The sequence below is a fragment of the Hartmannibacter diazotrophicus genome (assembly GCF_900231165.1).
In the GTDB taxonomy this organism is placed as follows: Bacteria; Pseudomonadota; Alphaproteobacteria; order Rhizobiales; family Pleomorphomonadaceae; genus Hartmannibacter; species Hartmannibacter diazotrophicus.
In genome coordinates, this window is sequence record NZ_LT960614.1 from 581599 (window position 1) to 597604 (window position 16006).

A 16006-nucleotide genomic window follows, 5' to 3' on the forward strand; every position below is an offset into this window, starting at 1 on the left:
AAAGCTCCGTCAGGGAGTGGCCGGGCGGGCCTGCGAGAAACGGGAAACGAACTGGAGAAGGCCCATGCTGAGCCAGGTAATCAGGAAGGCGATGATCGCCAGCGCCGACGGCTCGTAGGCCTTGTTGGCGCCGATCAGTTGCAGATACGGGCCGAAGGCCGGCCGGTCGAGCAGCGAGGCCATGGTGAACTCGCCCATCACGATCGCGAAGGTGATGAAGGAGCCGGACAGCACGCCCGTCATCACGTTGGGGAAGATGCAGCGGAACAGGATCACCCGCCAGGAGGCGCCGAGGCTTTCGGCCGCTTCCGTCAGCGTGCGCACGTCGATGGTGCGCATGGCCGTGTCGACGGCCCGGTACATGTAGGGCAGCGACAGCATCATGTAGGAGAACATGAGCAGCACGTCGGTCGCCCGCTCCGAACTGGTGAACGGCAGGATCGAGGAGGAATTGTAGATCCTGAGATAGCCGAAGACGACGACGATGGCGGGGATCACCAGCGGCATCAGGCTGATGAATTCGATGATCGGCCGGAACTGCGGCAGGCGCAGGCGCACCCAGTAGGCCGTCGGCACCACCAGCAGCATGCCGAAGATGATGGTGAGGATCGCCATCAGCGCCGAATAGCCGAAGGTCGCGTGGAAACTCGTGTCCGAGAACACGGACCGATAGGCGTCGAAGGTGTATTCGCCGCGCCGCATGCGAAGCGAGAACTCAAAGGTCGAGATCAGCGGCACGATGAAGTAGATGACACCGATGGCGATGGCGACCCAGGCGCCGATTTTCTTCGCATTCATTTCTGCCACCGTTCCGCGCGCATGCGCAGCCAGATGTAGAGCACGTTGGAGACACCCGTGATCACGATCATGCCGAGCGCCAGGGCATAGCCGAGATTGGCGTTGTGCAGCACGTCGCCCCGGATCTGCGCGTAGAGCACGATCGGCACGATGTTGAGGGAGGAGCCGGTGAGCGAAATGGCGGTGGCCACGGCGCCGAAGGCATTGGCAAAGAGCAGCAGCGTCGTGCCGAGAAGGCTTGGCCACAGGATCGGCAGCGCCACCATGGTCCAGTATTGCCGCGGCGTCGCGCCGAGGATGGCGGCGGCCTCGCCCCATTCCTTCTTCAGGCCTTCCAGCGCCGGCGTCAGGATCAGCACCATCAGCGGGATCTGGAAGAACATGTAGGTGATCGTCAGCCCAAAGAAGCTGAGGATGTTGAAGCCGGTGGAATAGAGGTTGAAGCCCGCATACTCGCGCAGAAGCACGGTGACGAGGCCGGTGCGCCCGAGGGTCGCGAGAAAGGCGAAGGCAAGCGGTACGCCGGCAAAGTTGGAGGCGACGCCGGAGAAGGTGACGATGCCGCCGCGCACCCAGCCGGGCACACCGCCGAGCACGACCGCCCAGGCAAGCGCGAACCCGATCGCCGCGCCGCCGAGGGACGAGGCAAGCGAGATCTTGATGGAGATCCAGTAGGCCGCCAGGATCTTGTCGGTGAACAGACCCGCGATGTTGTCGAGCGTGAAGTCTCCGGCCGGCGTCTGGAAGGCCCCGACGACCAGGAACAGCGTCGGAGCGATGAGGAACATCACCGCGAAGAGGACGAAGGGCAGGATGCCGAGCCAGTCGACAACAGCTTTGTTGGCAAGCAACGAGGCTCGGGCCTTGGGACGGGGAAGATCGGCTTGTGCGCTGGCATCCATGATTGTGTCCTAATGCGCTCCGGTCTCGTGGGGGGGCAAAATGCTGGATCGGGATCTGTAGCTGGCGCCCGGTTCGGTCCGTTCGCCCTTTGGGGCTCCGGTCATGGCTGCCGGAAAAAGGCGGTGCAGTCCGCGCCTGTTCAGGATGCATCCGGTGTGCAGCCTGGTTTCGCGCAAGCCCTCGCAGGCCTGGCAAACAGACGAAACCGCGAGCATCAGGCCTGCGGGACGATCAGGGGTCTTCGCCGAAAAGACGGCGAAGACCCTTCTTGTCGAGACCTTACTGGACGGACGCGCCGACCACGCTGTCCCACTTCGTGGTGATCTCTTCCTTGTAGGCCTTCTGCTCGTCGAGCGTCGGGAAGACGGCCTTGGCGTAGCCTTCCGCCGGCGGCAGCTTGTCGAGCAGATCCTGCGGGATCTTGCCGGCCTTCGCCATCGCGTTGAAGCGGATCGGGTGGCAGTAGCCCTTCAGCCAGGTGAGCTGGCCTTCGTCGGAATAGAGGTATTCCATCCAGAGCTTGGCGGCGTTCGGATGCGGCGCATAGGCGCTGATCGCCTGCACGTAGACGCCGGCGACGACGCCGGTCTCCGGCAGGATGATCTCGGCCGGCGGGTTGCCGTTGAGGCTGTCACGCCAGGCGAGGGCGTTGTAGTCCCAGGCCATGAGGACCGGGGTGGTGCCCTGCGCGAAGGACGCCGACTTGGCGATCACCGGAACGAAGTTGCCCGCCTCGTTGAGCTTCTTGAAGAAGTCGAGGCCAGCTTCGCCGGCCTTGGCGGCGTCGCCACCGGCAGCCGAGAGGCCCGCGGCGAAGACACCCGAAATCGCCTGGTTGGACGCGCGCGGGTCGCCGGCAAGGGCGACGGCACTGGCGAACTCCGGCTTGAGAAGGTCCGACCAGTCCTTCGGCATCTCGGTGATCAGGTCCTTGTTGACCATGATCGACATGACGCCGTAGTAGTCGCCGTACCAGTAGCCCTCGGCATCCTTGGCGCTGTCGGGAATCTCGTCCCAGGTCGCGACCTTGTAGGGCTGGACGAGCCCTTCGGCCTTCGAGGACGGTCCGAAGGACAGGCCGACGTCGATCACGTCAGGCGCCTGCGGGCCGGTGTTGCCCTTGTTGGCCTTGATGGCCTCGATTTCGTCGCCCGAGCCCGCATCCGGGTTCAGTTCGTTGACTTCAATGCCGTATTTGGCCTTGAAGCCCTCGATCATCTCGCCGTAGTTGCACCAGCTGTGGGGCAGGGCGATGGTCGTCAGCGTGCCTTCCTTCTTGGCGGCCGCGACGAGAGCGTCCATGTCCGCCGCCTGGGCGGCATTCGCCATCGCGATCGAGACGATCAGCGAGGCGGACGTCATCATTTTCCAGGTTGTTCTCATTTTGATCTTTACCCCTCACCCATCGGATGTTGTTGAGGAATGAGCCGGAGCCCGACCCACGCCTGCCGCTAGCATGACACCGTTGACAGTTCTGTGTCAGTCGAAAATCTTTTGCCGTCTTGATACCCGCCCGAAGGGCCCCTGTGGCAGGCGTTTTATAAATTACAGACAGGATGATAGATGTCCATGCCGTAATTTTTGGCAGGCATCCGATTTGCCTCAAAAAGTGTCGCGATACCGCCGGCGGCAGCGGCCGGGAGCGGGGCCAGGCGCAGGGACGGGCAAGCGCGACGATCGAACGTGGATGTCGATCGCCCGTCGAACATTTCGTAATGTCCCGCGGTTATCATCAAGTCTGTGCTTTAGGTCTCGTGCGGATGGCTTTGAGCTTCAATATCCGTTATGCCAAAGCTGTCGGATGTGGGAAGCCGGGCGGGGCGCTCTCATATGAGCGGCCGCGAGGAAAAAAAGAGGCCGAGAAACGGTGGTGCGCCGTGCATGCGGCAGGAGACGCAGCCGAAGGGCAGCCGGATCCTGCGCAAGGTCGCGGCGACGGAGGGAACGGAGTGCGACGCCGGGCGAATGGCCTGGCAGCCGCGCTGGGCTGAAAAGGTCGGTTTGATGAAGGTGATGGACTATGTGTGGCCGATCATCGGTTTGGGAGCCGTTGTTCTGTCGGCCTGGTTGCTCTATCAGGAACTGAGGGGCATTTCCTTCACGGATGTCATCGACAGCCTTGCCGCCATTCCCGCCCACAACTGGCTTCTGGCGGTCGCGGGCGCGATCGTCGCCTATGCGGCTCTGGCCTGGTACGACCGGATCGCGCTTCTGCATCTTGGCCGCAAGATTCCCTGGCTCTTCATCTCCATCGCGTCCTTCACCACCTACGCCCTGTCGCACAACATCGGCGCCTCGGTGTTTTCCGGCGCGGTCGTGCGCTATCGGGCGTATTCCTCGCGCGGCCTGTCGGCGTCCGAGATCGGCGTTCTGGTCGCCTTCTGCTCCTTCACCTTCCTGCTCGGAACCCTGCTTCTCGGCGCGCTCGTCCTGATCTTCGATCCCTACCTGGTCGAGCGCCTGCACAAGGGAACGCCGCTGATCGTGCCGGTGTCCATCGGTCTGGCGATGCTGGCCCTCGTCGCGACCTATGTTGTCGGCAGCTGGCGTGGCTTCAAGCCGCTCAAGATCGGCAGCTTCGCCATCCACTATCCGAAGACGCCGGTCGTCATCCGCCAGCTTCTGGCCGCTCCCGTCGAACTCATGGGCGCGGCGGCGATCATCTATTTCGCCTTGCCGCCGGATGTCGGCGTCTCCTATTTCACCGTCCTCGGCATCTTCCTCGCCTCGTTCTCGCTCGCCCTCGTCTCGCATGCGCCAGGCGGTCTCGGCGTGCTGGAGGTCGTCTTCGTCACGGCCGTTCCGGATCTCGACAAGGCGGACGTTCTGGCCGCGCTCATCGTTTTCCGCCTGCTCTATCTTCTCCTGCCCTTCGCGATGTCGCTCGTGGTCGTCGTCCTTTTTGAACGCGCGCGGTTCATCGGCAAGACCTCGGGCCGGCTCCGGGAAAAGCGGCAGACCTGATGCCTTCCCGGCTTGCCTGATGCTGTCAGGCGGCCGGCTTCGGCAGGTGGATGGCGGCGCGCAGGCCGCCCTTGGGCCGGTTCGAAAGCCGGATTTCACCACCATGCGCGTGAGCGATGGACCGCGCCGTCGCAAGTCCCAGCCCGACGCCGCCGGTCTCCTGACTGCGCGATGTTTCAAGCCGCACGAAGGGCTCGAACACCTCTTCCATGTGACCGTTGGGAATGCCGGGGCCCTCGTCCTCGATGGCGATGACGATGTCCTCGCCAACCTCCATGGTGATATGGGCCGACCCGCCATAGCGCAGCGCATTCTCGATCAGGTTGCGGATCGCCCGGCGCAGCGCGGTCGGGCGCACCGTGAGGTCGAGGCGGTCGGGCGCCGTGACGGTGACATTTTCCCCCATGTCCGCGAAGTCGTCGCCGAGCGCGCTGACGAGGGCGGCAAGATCGACGCGGCGGGCGGGTTCGTGACTGACATCCTCGCGGGCGAAGGCCAGGGTGGCCTCGGTCATCCGGTGCATCTCGTCGATCGTCTCGATGAGCTTTTCGCGGATTTCGTCATCCTCGACGAACTCCGCCCGCAGGCGCAGGGCGGTGAGCGGGGTTCGCAGGTCGTGGCTGATGGCGGCCAGCAGGCGCGTGCGGTCGGCGACGAAACGCCCGAGCCGTTCCTGCATGGCATTGAAGGCCCGTGTCGTCTGGCGGATCTCCACTGGCCCCGTCTCCGGCAACTCGCCCGAGGTATCGCCACGGCCGAGTTTGTCCGCGGCGACGCTGAGCGCCCTCAGCGGCCGCGTGATCCGGCGCACCATGACGACCACGATGCCGATGATGCCGAGCGCGATCAGGCCGCCGGAAAGGAAGGTCGGCCAGGCCCAGGCCGGCGGCGGGCCGAACTGGGCGAAGACATTGAGCCAGCCGCCAGACTGCAGCGGCAGGGAGTAGCCGGCCGTGAAGGCGACGATGGGCCGGGGGCGGTGCGGCCGCTCCTTGTCGCCATGCTGTCCGTCTTCGCCCTGCGGGGAAAGGCGCTCCCCCTGTTCGCCGTTCTGCTCCATGCGCGGGCGCGGCGGGTCCATCAGGCGTGACAGCCGATAGAGGATCGGCCGATCGATATCGACGTCTGCGCGGATGTCGAGGTTGCTCCCGAGCATCGTCCGCAGCGCCTGCGTCACACGCCGCTCGGCATGGTTCTGGGGCTGCTGGGTGACCTTCGGTTCCGGCGACAGGGTGAAGGCCAGATTGCCGCTGGAGGCAGCGGCGAGGATGCGTTCATGCATCTCGGGTGGCGTTTCCTCCAGCAGATGCACGAGCGAGGCGGTTCTCAGGAGGATCTGCTCCCGGTTCGCCGCGGCGACCGCCGATCGCCGTTCGTCGATGAGGAGCACCGTCGTCAGCGCCTGTCCAAGGACGACGGCGCCAAGCAGCAGCGCGATCAGCTGGCCCGCAAGGGAACGCGGGAAAAGGGTGGGGCGGAAGCGTGCCATGGTCAGGTTTCGACTTCGCTCACGTCTGCCGTGAACGTATAGCCGCCGCCCCACACCGTCTTGATCAGCACGGGGTTCTTGGGGTCGGTCTCGATCTTCTTGCGCAGCCGGCTGACCTGGTTGTCGATCGACCGGTCGAAGACCGCCATCGGGCGTCCCGACGTGAGGTCGAGAAGCTGTTCGCGTCCGAGCACCATGTGTGGCCGCTTCAGGAAGGTGGTGAGTAGCTGGTATTCGGCGGTCGAGAGCGGCGTTGCGACGCCCTCCGCGTCGAGGAGTTCGCGCCGCTGGATATCGAGCTCGAACCTGTCGAAGGCAAGCTTCTTGGCATCGACCGCATCGCGCGGCCTGGTCGGATTGGAGGTCCGGCGCAGCACGGCGCGGATGCGGGCGAGCAGTTCCCGCGGGTTGAAGGGCTTGGTGACATAGTCGTCCGCCCCGATCTCCAGGCCGACGACGCGGTCGGTGTCCTCGGCCATGGCGGTCAGCAGGATCACGGGGATGTCGGTCGTCTCGCGCAGGAAGCGGCAGAAGGAAAGCCCGTCCTCGCCCGGCATCATGATGTCGAGGACGACGAGGTCGATCGAGGCCGCCTTCAACAGCTTGCGTGCGCTGGCGGCGCTGTCCGCGGTCGTCACCCGCATGCCGTTCTTGACGAGATAGCGGCCGATCAGGTCGCGGATATCGCGATGGTCGTCGACGACGAGGATATGATTGCTGGTATCGTTCATCGCGATGCTGCTCCTCTCCCTTCCCTCTCCGGTCCGGGAGGATGCCGCTGCTTCGTTAACAACGCGGTAACCATGTTTCGATAGCGTTTGTTATCCAGTATGGATCGGCGGCCGGGAATGGCCGTCCGCGAATGATGCCGGTCAAAGCCAGGAAGGCAGAGCCGATCATGAAGACCTACGGCGTTTCCGCCAGCCGTCTCGACAGTTATGGGCGCTACCAGCCGCGCAACCGTTCGGCCCTCAACAGGGCGACGGTGAAGAATCTCTGGCAGCAGCAGCGCACGGCGCTTGCCAATTCCCTCTATGTGACGGTCGATGCCTCGGCCGCGTCGATCAACAACGTCCTCACCAAGATCAATCAGCAAAGGACCGATGCGGCCAAGCAGGCGGCCTTTGACGAACTCTTCGCCAATCTGAAGCCGATCAACGTCGGATCGTCGAGCAGTTCCGGCAGTACGGGCAACTCTGTCGATATCGTTGTCTGATCCCGGCTTGTTTGGATTTTGTTGACGATCGGGAATTACAATCCCTTTCGGGCGCGTGTTGCCGGAAATCTTCCGGCGTGTGCCGGAAAGGTGCGTATCACCATGGCGAGTTATTCGGTCGGCGGCTGGAGCCGGGGCAAATACTCCTCCTACGGCTACACCAGCCACTACTCCAAGCAGCGCGCGGCGATCAAATCGTCTCTCAACAAGACGACGGTGAAGAACCTCTGGTCGCAGCAGACGGCCGCCGCAGCGAATATCTTCTCGATCCAGTCCTCGTCCGTCGTCTCGATGTCGAGCCAGGCGATCAAAGGCGCCGCATCCGCACGCCAGGTCGCCGCCATCGATCAGGCGCTCAAGGACCTGAACTCGATCGACATCACGGTCTGACGGCCGCAGCGCTCCCTTCACAATAGAGATCCCCCAGGTTGCGCCTGCCGCAGATTGCTGCGGCGGGCGTTTTCGTCGTTGGTGATGTGCGGCTGCTGCCCTGGCGGCTCCACCGCTCGCAATCTGTCGATTGAAACATAGACCGGCGGCCCGGTTTCGGCCGGAAACAGTTGTATCGAAATGTAAGAGCCGCCGGGCTACGCAACATCTTGCGACCAAAAGGGCCAATCCTGGCGTAGTTCTGCGACGATCAATCCCCATCTTAGGTCCGTGACGTCGAGGGAAATGACCGCACCGGTCCCCTTCGGCCAATGGATGGAACCCCCGTGCGCCGCTGGCGCAAGGGTTCCTCGCCGAACGTGGTACCGGGTCGATTGCCGGTCAGCGACGTTCCAGAACGAAAGACTGGGAGAAAAACAATGAAGACTTCCACCAAGGCCATCCTCGCCGCGCTTGCCCTGACGACTGTCGCCGGGGGCGCCGGTGTCGCCTTTGCCGACGGCCGCCGAGGCGGCGATGGCTTCGGTCACCATGGCATGATGGGCATGCATCATGGTGAGGGCGGACGTGCCGAGATGCTGATGCAGCGGTTCGACACCAATGGCGACGGCAAGATCACCCAGGATGAGATCAACGCCGCGCAGGACAAGCGCTTCGCCGAGGCCAACCCGTCGGGCACCGGCGACGTGACGCTGGACGAGTTCAAGACCTTCTGGCTCAAGGAACATGACCTGCGGGTGGTGCGGGCCTTCCAGCGCCTCGACCGCAACGGCGACGGCAAGATAACCAAGGACGAGTTCGACTACCGGACCAAGGATATGGTCAAGCGCCTCGACCGCAATGGCGACGGCGTGCTGGAGCAGGTCGACCGCCCGCGCGGCTGGGGGCATGGCCCCGGCAATCGTGGACCGCGCGGGATGATGATGGGTGACGGGCCGCGCGGCATGATGAACGGTCAGGGTCCGATGGGCCAGGGTCCGATGGGCCAGGGTCCGATGGACCAGAGCCCGATGATGCAGGACGACGATAGCGACAGCGCCCAGTAAATCTGGACCTCCCCCCGCGCTGTTGCCGCGCGCCAGCTCCGGTTCGCCCGGGGCTGGCGCTGCAGGGCCGAATATCGAAGATGCCCCTTCCGTTCCCAACGGGAGGGGCATTTGCGTTCAGGCGAGCCGCAGATACCAGGCGTAGTCGCGGTCGGAAACTTCCGCGAAGAAGCGGTCGCATTCTGTTTCGCGGATCGTGAGGAAGATATCCGTGAAGCGCTCGCCGAGGCGCGCCGGCAGGACCGTGGAGGCGCGGGCGCGCCGCAGCGCCTCCGGCCAGTGCCGGGGCAGGCTCGGCGCAATCTGCTCGTAGCCGTTGCCGGTGATCGGCACCGACGGGGTAAGCCCGTTGTCGATGCCTTCGAGCATGCCGGCCAGCACCGCCGCGAGCGCCACATAGGGGTTCGCATCCGCGCCGCAGACGCGATGCTCCAGATGGCGCGTCTTCGGCGGGCCGGAGGTCACGCGGATCGGAACCGTCCGGTTGTCCACCGCCCAGGCCGGGCCGACCGGCGCGTAGGAATTCGGCTTGAAGCGGCGGTAGGAATTGGCGTTCGGCGCGAAGATCGCCATCGCCTCGGCCATGGTCGCCTCGAGCCCGGCGATGGACGCCATCAAGAGCGCGTTCTTTTCCGGTTCTTCGCCGGCAAAGAGATTGGTTCCCGTCTCGTCGGCAAGGCTGACGTGAAGATGCATGCCGCTGCCGGAAAAGTCCGCATGAGGCTTGGCCATGAAGCTGGCGACCATGCCGTGCTTCTCGGCCATGCCCTTGACGAGCCGCTTGTAGAGAATGGCGTCGTCCGCCGCGCGCATCGGATCGGTGCGGTGCTCCAGCACGATCTCCAGTTGGGCCGGAGAATACTCGGAAATCAGCGTCTTCGCCGGCAGGCCCATCGCCTCGGCGCCGGCATAGACGTCGTCGAGGAAGGGCGCGAAGTCCGACAATTCCTGCATCAGATAGGCTTGAAGCTGGTCGGGCCGGAAGCCGTTGGCGGCCTTTGGCGGCTGGGCGCGGTTTTCCGCCGCCGCTGACGCATCCAGCAGATAGAACTCCAGTTCCACCGCGACGGTCGGGAAATAGCCCTTCTCGTTGAGAGCGCCGACCACGCGGGCGAGCGCGTGACGCGGATCGGCAAGGCTCGGCGAGCCGTCGGGCTCGTAGCTGGTCAGGATCACCTGCGCCGTCGGCGTCTTGCGCCAGGGGCTCAGCGTGATCGTGCCGGGTACGGGCATGCAGGGCCGGTCGGAGTCGCCTTCTTCCCACAGAAGACCCGTGCCTTCCACGTCCGCGCCATTGGTGTCGAGCGACAGGATCGAGCAGGGCAGGGGCCGCCCGTTGCGATAGGCGCCTTCCAGTTCCGAGGGGCGCAGGATCTTGCCGCGCTGCACGCCGCAGGCATCCGTCAGGAAAGCCTCGATCTGGACGATGTCTGGATGGGCGGCAAGAAAGGCGGCAGCCTCGGCTTCGGGGCGGGAACTCTCAGCGGTCATATTGCACTCGAAATGTATGCGTCATGCGATAAGCGTGTCGATGGCGTCGGCGAAGGCGCTGCCGAGGCGCAGCACATGGCCCTCGGTCGTTGCCGGCGACACCAGCGTCATATTGTGGAAGGGCGTCACCAGCACGTCGCGGTTCAAGAGGAAGAGGTGGATGGCCTTTTCGAGGTCGTGGTCGATGGACGCATAGGCCGCGCGGCCGTCGGCCAGCGGCTCCGGCGAGAAGACGATCTCGGCCCGCGCGCCCATCTGCGTCACGGTCCACGGCAGGGCGCGCGAGGCAATGACGTGCCTTAGCGCCGCCGCCAGTGTCTCCGCAAGGTCGATCATGTGCTGATAGGCGTCCTCGGTCATCACCTCGGCAAGTGTCGCCCGCATCGCGGCGAGCGCCAGCATGTTGCCGGCGAGCGTCGTGCCGATGCCGCTGTAGCCTGCGGGGCGCTCCGCATCGACCGCGCGCATCGCGGCCTCGACCTCGGCGGTGAAGCCGAAGACAGCGGCAGGCAGCCCTCCGGCGATCGGCTTGCCGACGACGAGAAAGTCCGGCTTCAACCCATGCGTCTTGGCGTAGCCGCCGCGCGCGGTCGAGATCGTGTGTGTCTCGTCGATGCCGAGCAGGGTGCCATGCGCCTTGCAGAGCTTCGCCAGTCCGTCGAGAAAGCCGGGCTTCGGCAGCACCATCGCGGTGTTGGTGAGCGCGGGTTCGGTGAGGACGAGCGCGATATCGCCCTTCTTCAGCTCCGCTTCGACGGCATCGAGATCGTTGAAGGGAACCGAGACCGACGTCGTCGTGATGCCGGTCACCTGACCGAGCAGGCCGGGCCGGATCGCCGTCTTGCCGTCCTTGATCGTGACGAAGGCGTCGTCCACCTGCCCGTGATAGCAGCCCTCGAAGACCATCAGGCGCGGGCGGCGGGTGATCGCGCGCGCCCAGCGGATGACGGCCCGGTTGGCGTCGCTCGCCGTCTGCGTCATCTGGAAGAAATCGAGGCCGAAGATATCGGCGAGAAGATCGCCGACCTCGGCGGCGAATGTGCTCGGCATCATGGCGGTGAGGCCATGTCCGGCCGCCTCGCGGATTGCCGCGACCACGGGTTCCGGCGAATGGCCGAACATCGCGCCCGTGTCGCCGAGGCAGAAATCCGCCAGAACGTGCCCGTCGGCGTCCGTGACTTCGGCCCCCTTGGCGCTCGCGACGGAAAGCGGAAACGGCGTGCCCCAGTCCTTCATCCAGTGTAGAGGCACGCCGCCCGGCAGGTGCCGCGACGCCTTTTCGGCAAGAGCCCTGGACCTCGGATTGCGCTGCTCGAAAAGGGTGCGCTCGGCGGCAAGCACCGCGTCGATGCGCGAACGGGATATGGAATTGGAGGTCATCGACAAGGTTGGCAGCGTGGACAGCGGGCGCAGACTATGCGTCAGCGGCATTTCGCCTGCAAGCTTGCTGAAGGATGGAGGCAGTAGTCATCAGATGAAGACATCGGCTGGCATGCTGACGTGCAAGGTCGACCGGCACCAGGTCAGCCCGGCGGCGTCTTGACCGTCTCCTTGGTCAGCGTGCCCTTCTTCTTCTGCCGCTCGAAGATGAAGAGCCCGGCCGCGACAATGATTGCCGCGCCGACGGCTGTGGAGAGTTGCGGCACATCGCCGAAGATGAAATAGCCGAAGACGACCGCCCAGACGAGCAGGGTGTACTGGATCGGCGCGACGGCGGCGGCCGGCGCGAGTTTCAGCGACCGGTTGATGAGCAGATGCGCCAGCAGCGCCACCACGCCGAGCAGGCCCATCAGCGCGATGTCCCGGCCACTCGCGGGCGCCCAGTCGAAGGGAACGAGCACGATGCCGGCGGCGAGCGCCCCGACCGTCTGCCAGAAGACGATGGCGACATCCGGCGTTGCCCGTAGCTGGCGGCTGAGGATGATCATCAGGGCAAAGGCGAGGCTGCCGGCGAGCGCCAGCAGTGTTGCCAGCGAGAACGTGTCCGCCGAGGGCTGCAACGCGACGATGACGCCTCCGAAGCCGACGACGATCGCGCTCCAGCGCCGCCAGCCGACGGCCTCGCCCAGCATCAGGGGCGACAGCGCCGCGACCCAGATCGGCGCCGAGAGATAGATGGTCATGACATAGGCGAGCGGCAGGCTCGCGACGGCCGCGTAGAAGAGCACGATCTCGGCGGTGGAGAGCACGGCGCGGGCAACCTGCAGCCGTGGCCGTTCGAGGCGGAGGACCGATGTCGGTCCGGCCTTCAGCACCATCGGCAGGATGACGGCAACGCCGGCGAGGCTGCGCAGGAACAGCACCTGCCCGACGCCGTAGGACCCGACCAGCCATTTGCCGAGCGCATCGTTCAGCGCGAACATGAAATCGCCGACGAGCATCAGCAGGATGCCGAGGAGGATGGCATCGCGGTGGCGCGGCGCGGCGGCTGTGATCGTCATGTCATGTCCGAAAGGCATGGATGGCGGAACGGCCACCCGAAGACTTGCCGATACATCTCGGCGCAAGGGTTGGCGAGTGAAATCTTTCTGCGCGCCACGCACTGGCTTTCACCCGCTCGTCTTTGTAGGGTTTGGCGGCTTGAAACGACGGGACGACGAATGCCAGGACTGCTTGCCGCTCGCCATCTGTGCTGGATCGCTCTGATCCTTTTATCCGCCTGTGCCGGGCGGCCGGAGGGTGGGGCCCTTGTCGTCAATGACGTTGCCGCGCCCGGCGCGAAGGAACACGAGATCTTCGTCGCGACGACCCGCAGCCGCGATGACACGGACGCGAATGCCATGTTCAGCGGAGAGCGGCGCGATCTGGAACCGGGCGTTTCGGAACTGGATTTTGCCCATGTCGGCGTTTCCGTGCCGCCGAACCATGTCGCCGGCAATGTTGAATGGCCCAAGAGCCTTCCCGGCGATCCGTCGAAGAATTTCGTGACCCGATCGAAAGGCTATGTGAACGACGAGAAGGAGTTCGCGGCCGAAATTCGCAAGGCGGTGGCCTCCAGGCCGAAGGGCCAGCGAAACGTTCTTGTCTTTGTTCACGGCTTCAACACCAAGTTCGACGAGGGCGTCTACCGTCTCGCCCAGATGGTCAACGACACAGGTTTCGAAGGCGTTCCGGTGCTTTTCACCTGGGCCTCGCGGGGCAGAATCTTCGACTATGTCTATGATCGCGACAGCGCCACCGTGGCCCGCGACGCGCTTGAGGACACGCTGGAAATTGCCGCCGCTTCCGGGGCGGAAGAGGTCACCCTCTTTGCCCATTCGATGGGTAACTGGGTTGCCGTCGAAGCGCTGCGCCAGGCCAAGATTGCCGGACATGAGAGATTTGGCGGCAAGCTCAAGGGCGTGGTCCTGGCCTCGCCCGATATCGACGTCGACGTCTTCAAGGCCGAGATGCGCCGCTACGGCAAGCCCAACCCGCCCTTCCTGATGCTGATTTCCCAGGACGACAAGGCGCTGAGGGTGTCGTCTCTGCTGGCAGGCGACAAGCCGCGCGTCGGCGGCTATGCGAGCGACGATCAGGAAATTGCCGACCTTGGCGTGGTGATCGTCGATCTCACCAACTTGAAGGGTGGCGACAACCTTGGCCATTCCAAGTTCGCCTTGATCGGGGGTGACTTCGCCGCCGCAATGATGAAGCGCATGCGGGCCGGCGATAATCTGGACTTCGCCAGCGACCCGACATTCTCCGAACAGGCGAGCCAATTGGGCCGTGGGCTTGGAAACACGGTCGGGGGCGCCGCGGGCATCATCATCACAACCCCGGTTGCGATCCTGACCGCGCCGCTGGAGATTTTCAGTCGGTAAATTGGGTGGCAGATCTTCGCTCTTCGGAAGGAATGAAGCGCATGCGCGGATGGCTCGCGCCATTGTTTCTGGCTGCTCTTTGCGGCCTCTCTTCGCCCGCACTGGCCGCCGACAAGGCCGCCGTCGAACGGCAGTTCCACGGCTGGCTTGAGAAGGACCTCTGGCCGAAGGCGCAAGACGAAGGGGTGCCGCGCCGGGTCTTCGACGCCGCATTCGCCGGCGTCCGTCTCAACTGGAAACTCCCCGATCTGGTGCAGCCCGGCGAAAAGCCGCCGAAGCAGCGGCGCCAGACCCAGGCCGAGTTTTCAACGCCCGCGCCCTATTTCAAGGAAGATCGGCTTGCTCAGACGGCCGCGAAGGGACGGGCGCTGAACGCCGGCAACGCCGATCTCCTTGCGCGCATCGAGAAGACCTACGGCGTGCCGGGCCGCATCGTGCTCGCTCTCTGGGGCCGCGAAACCGGCTACGGAGCGGTCTCCGGCTCCTATTCCGCTTTCGAGGTGCTGGGAACGAAGGCCTTCATGTCGACCCGGAAGGATCTTTTCGAAACGGAGCTTCTGGCCGCCCTTCGGATCGTCGCCAAGGGCGATGTGTCGCCCGGCTCCATGAAAAGCTCCTGGGCCGGCGCCATGGGGCAACCACAGTTCATGCCGTCGAGTTTTCTTGTCTATGCGGTCGATTTCGACGGCGATGGCAGGCGCGACATCTGGAACTCCGTGCCCGACGCGCTCGCCTCGATCGCCAACTATCTGGCGCAGAAGGGCTGGCAGCGCGGCAGGGATTGGGGCTTCGAGGCTCAAATTCCGGACACGGTTTCCTGCGCGCAGGAAGGGCCCGATCTGGCGCGGCCGATAGCCGATTGGGCGAGGACGGGCATCACCCGCGTCTCCGGCCGGCCGTTTCCGGCTGAGGAATTGCGCAGCGATGGCATGATGCTGGTGCCGGCGGGGCGCTTCGGGCCTGAATTCATCGTCACGCCGAACTTCTACGTCCTCAAGGCATACAATAATTCCGACCTTTATGCCCTCTATGTCGGCAATCTCGCCGACCGCATCGCCTATGGCTCCGGCGCGTTCCAGGGGCGCTGGGGCAATGTCGGCCACATGCTGCGCTCGGACGTCCAGGCCATGCAGGAGGCGCTCGTCAGGCTCGGCCATGACGTCGGCAAGGTCGATGGTCTTGCGGGCTACAAGACCCGGCGCTCCATAGGGCGCTGGCAGGAAGCCCATGGCATGGCCTCTACCTGCTTTCCGAGCAAGGATCTCAGGATCCGCTGAACGGTGCCCGTGCAGGTGAGATCAATCGCCTGCACGGTTCCTTGGCTCCCGTGCTGAAGCCTGCGTCGTCAATCCCAGCAACTTGGGCATCAGGCCGTCGGGGCGCAGCAGCCGGCATCGCTGGCGGCCGTGCCGCAGCAGGATGCCTGGGCGCTGGACGCGGTTTCCGCCAGCCACCGGTCGCGCGGCTTGCAGCTTGCCGGGCGCGGCGTCAACTGCACATGGACAATCCCATCGCGGACGACGGGCGCATCCGCGCTGTAAAGCTGCATGGGCCGCATCCCGTCGCTGACCTCGAAGGTCATTCGGGCGGACGGGTCGATCCCCACATGGTCGGCGACTTTCAAGATGATGGCGGAGAACTTCCCGGCCGTCATATGGGTCCGCTCACCTTCGTCGATATCCCAAAGCTGAATGAAGATTTCGGACCATTCCTCGTGATTGGCGCCGCAATCGAGCGCGGCGAACGCACCGGCCTTGACCTCCGTCACATGGTAGCCGGAGCGCACCGGGTTTCCATCGTAGGCGAAGATCAGCGGCAAATCCGCCGCATCGCGCAGCACCGTGAGCAGGTCGCCGAGGGTAATGTCCTGATCGGCATTTTTGAGGTTGTCCATCTCGGGCATCTG

The 16006-nt window shown here is 64.6% G+C and carries 15 protein-coding genes; 6 read left to right on the plus strand and 9 right to left on the minus strand.

Going from position 1 to position 16006, the window contains the following annotated elements; translation table 11 throughout:
• Nucleotides 1–9 precede the first annotated feature (9 nt).
• The 3 genes from HDIA_RS02670 to HDIA_RS02680 all read right to left on the minus strand — a co-directional run bounded on the left by HDIA_RS02670 (nt 10) and on the right by HDIA_RS02680 (nt 3030).
• Nucleotides 10–798: an ABC transporter permease gene (locus tag HDIA_RS02670; RefSeq protein ID WP_099554099.1), complete on the minus strand. Its 789-nt coding sequence runs from the start codon at nt 796–798 to the stop codon at nt 10–12.
• On the minus strand, nt 795–1700 hold the full coding sequence (locus HDIA_RS02675) for an ABC transporter permease (RefSeq protein ID WP_099554102.1): 906 nt from the start codon (nt 1698–1700) through the stop codon (nt 795–797). Before HDIA_RS02675 ends, HDIA_RS02670 begins: the two co-directional genes overlap by 4 nt.
• 280 nt (nt 1701–1980) lie before the next feature.
• A complete protein-coding gene (locus tag HDIA_RS02680) occupies nt 1981–3030 on the minus strand; it encodes an ABC transporter substrate-binding protein (RefSeq protein ID WP_245884335.1) in 1050 nt (349 codons plus the stop codon).
• 675 nt (nt 3031–3705) lie between these two features.
• Between HDIA_RS02680 and HDIA_RS02685 the strand changes: the two genes are divergently transcribed.
• The gene (locus HDIA_RS02685) at nt 3706–4665 is read left to right on the plus strand and encodes a lysylphosphatidylglycerol synthase transmembrane domain-containing protein (protein WP_099558677.1); all 960 of its coding nucleotides are present in this window, start codon (nt 3706–3708) and stop codon (nt 4663–4665) included.
• A 25-nt stretch (nt 4666–4690) separates the two neighbouring features.
• On the opposite strand, the gene HDIA_RS02690 is transcribed toward HDIA_RS02685, so the two are convergent.
• Together HDIA_RS02690 and HDIA_RS02695 are read right to left on the minus strand one after the other, a co-directional pair.
• Nucleotides 4691–6154 (minus strand): ATP-binding protein, encoded by a 1464-nt coding sequence (locus HDIA_RS02690; RefSeq protein ID WP_099554104.1) that lies wholly within the window; start codon nt 6152–6154, stop codon nt 4691–4693.
• Between the two features lie 2 nt (nt 6155–6156).
• On the minus strand, nt 6157–6885 hold the full coding sequence (locus HDIA_RS02695) for a response regulator (protein WP_099554106.1): 729 nt from the start codon (nt 6883–6885) through the stop codon (nt 6157–6159).
• 167 nt (nt 6886–7052) lie between these two features.
• Between HDIA_RS02695 and HDIA_RS02700 the strand changes: the two genes are divergently transcribed.
• The 3 genes from HDIA_RS02700 (at nt 7053) to HDIA_RS02710 (ending at nt 8806) form a co-directional block, all read left to right on the plus strand.
• A complete protein-coding gene (locus HDIA_RS02700) occupies nt 7053–7370 on the plus strand; it encodes a hypothetical protein (protein WP_157775172.1) in 318 nt (105 codons plus the stop codon).
• 102 nt (nt 7371–7472) lie between these two features.
• Complete coding sequence (locus HDIA_RS02705) at nt 7473–7760, plus strand: hypothetical protein (protein ID WP_099554109.1); 288 nt, start codon at nt 7473–7475, stop codon at nt 7758–7760.
• 419 nt (nt 7761–8179) lie between these two features.
• Complete coding sequence (locus HDIA_RS02710; RefSeq protein ID WP_162292600.1) at nt 8180–8806, plus strand: EF-hand domain-containing protein; 627 nt, start codon at nt 8180–8182, stop codon at nt 8804–8806.
• A 117-nt stretch (nt 8807–8923) separates the two neighbouring features.
• On the opposite strand, the gene HDIA_RS02715 is transcribed toward HDIA_RS02710, so the two are convergent.
• From HDIA_RS02715 to HDIA_RS02725, 3 genes are all read right to left on the minus strand, one after another.
• Nucleotides 8924–10297, minus strand: a complete 1374-nt coding sequence (locus HDIA_RS02715) for a glutamine synthetase family protein (RefSeq protein WP_099554113.1) — start codon at nt 10295–10297, stop codon at nt 8924–8926.
• Nucleotides 10298–10318: 21 nt separating this feature from the next.
• Nucleotides 10319–11677 carry an aspartate aminotransferase family protein gene (locus tag HDIA_RS02720; RefSeq protein WP_099558678.1) on the minus strand — a complete coding sequence of 453 codons (1359 nt, stop codon included), beginning with the start codon at nt 11675–11677 and terminating at the stop codon, nt 10319–10321.
• Between the two features lie 143 nt (nt 11678–11820).
• Nucleotides 11821–12738 (minus strand): DMT family transporter, encoded by a 918-nt coding sequence (locus tag HDIA_RS02725; RefSeq protein WP_099554115.1) that lies wholly within the window; start codon nt 12736–12738, stop codon nt 11821–11823.
• 69 nt (nt 12739–12807) lie between these two features.
• Here HDIA_RS02725 and HDIA_RS02730 point away from each other — a divergent pair, with 69 nt between their 5' ends.
• On the plus strand, nt 12808–14100 hold the full coding sequence (locus tag HDIA_RS02730; protein WP_197708090.1) for an alpha/beta hydrolase: 1293 nt from the start codon (nt 12808–12810) through the stop codon (nt 14098–14100).
• 32 nt (nt 14101–14132) lie between these two features.
• Nucleotides 14133–15377, plus strand: a complete 1245-nt coding sequence (locus HDIA_RS02735; protein WP_099554119.1) for a lytic murein transglycosylase — start codon at nt 14133–14135, stop codon at nt 15375–15377.
• Between the two features lie 89 nt (nt 15378–15466).
• Here the strand turns inward: HDIA_RS02735 and HDIA_RS02740 are convergent, their stop codons facing one another.
• Nucleotides 15467–16003 carry a DUF6428 family protein gene (locus HDIA_RS02740; RefSeq protein ID WP_099554121.1) on the minus strand — a complete coding sequence of 179 codons (537 nt, stop codon included), beginning with the start codon at nt 16001–16003 and terminating at the stop codon, nt 15467–15469.
• Nucleotides 16004–16006 lie beyond the last annotated feature (3 nt).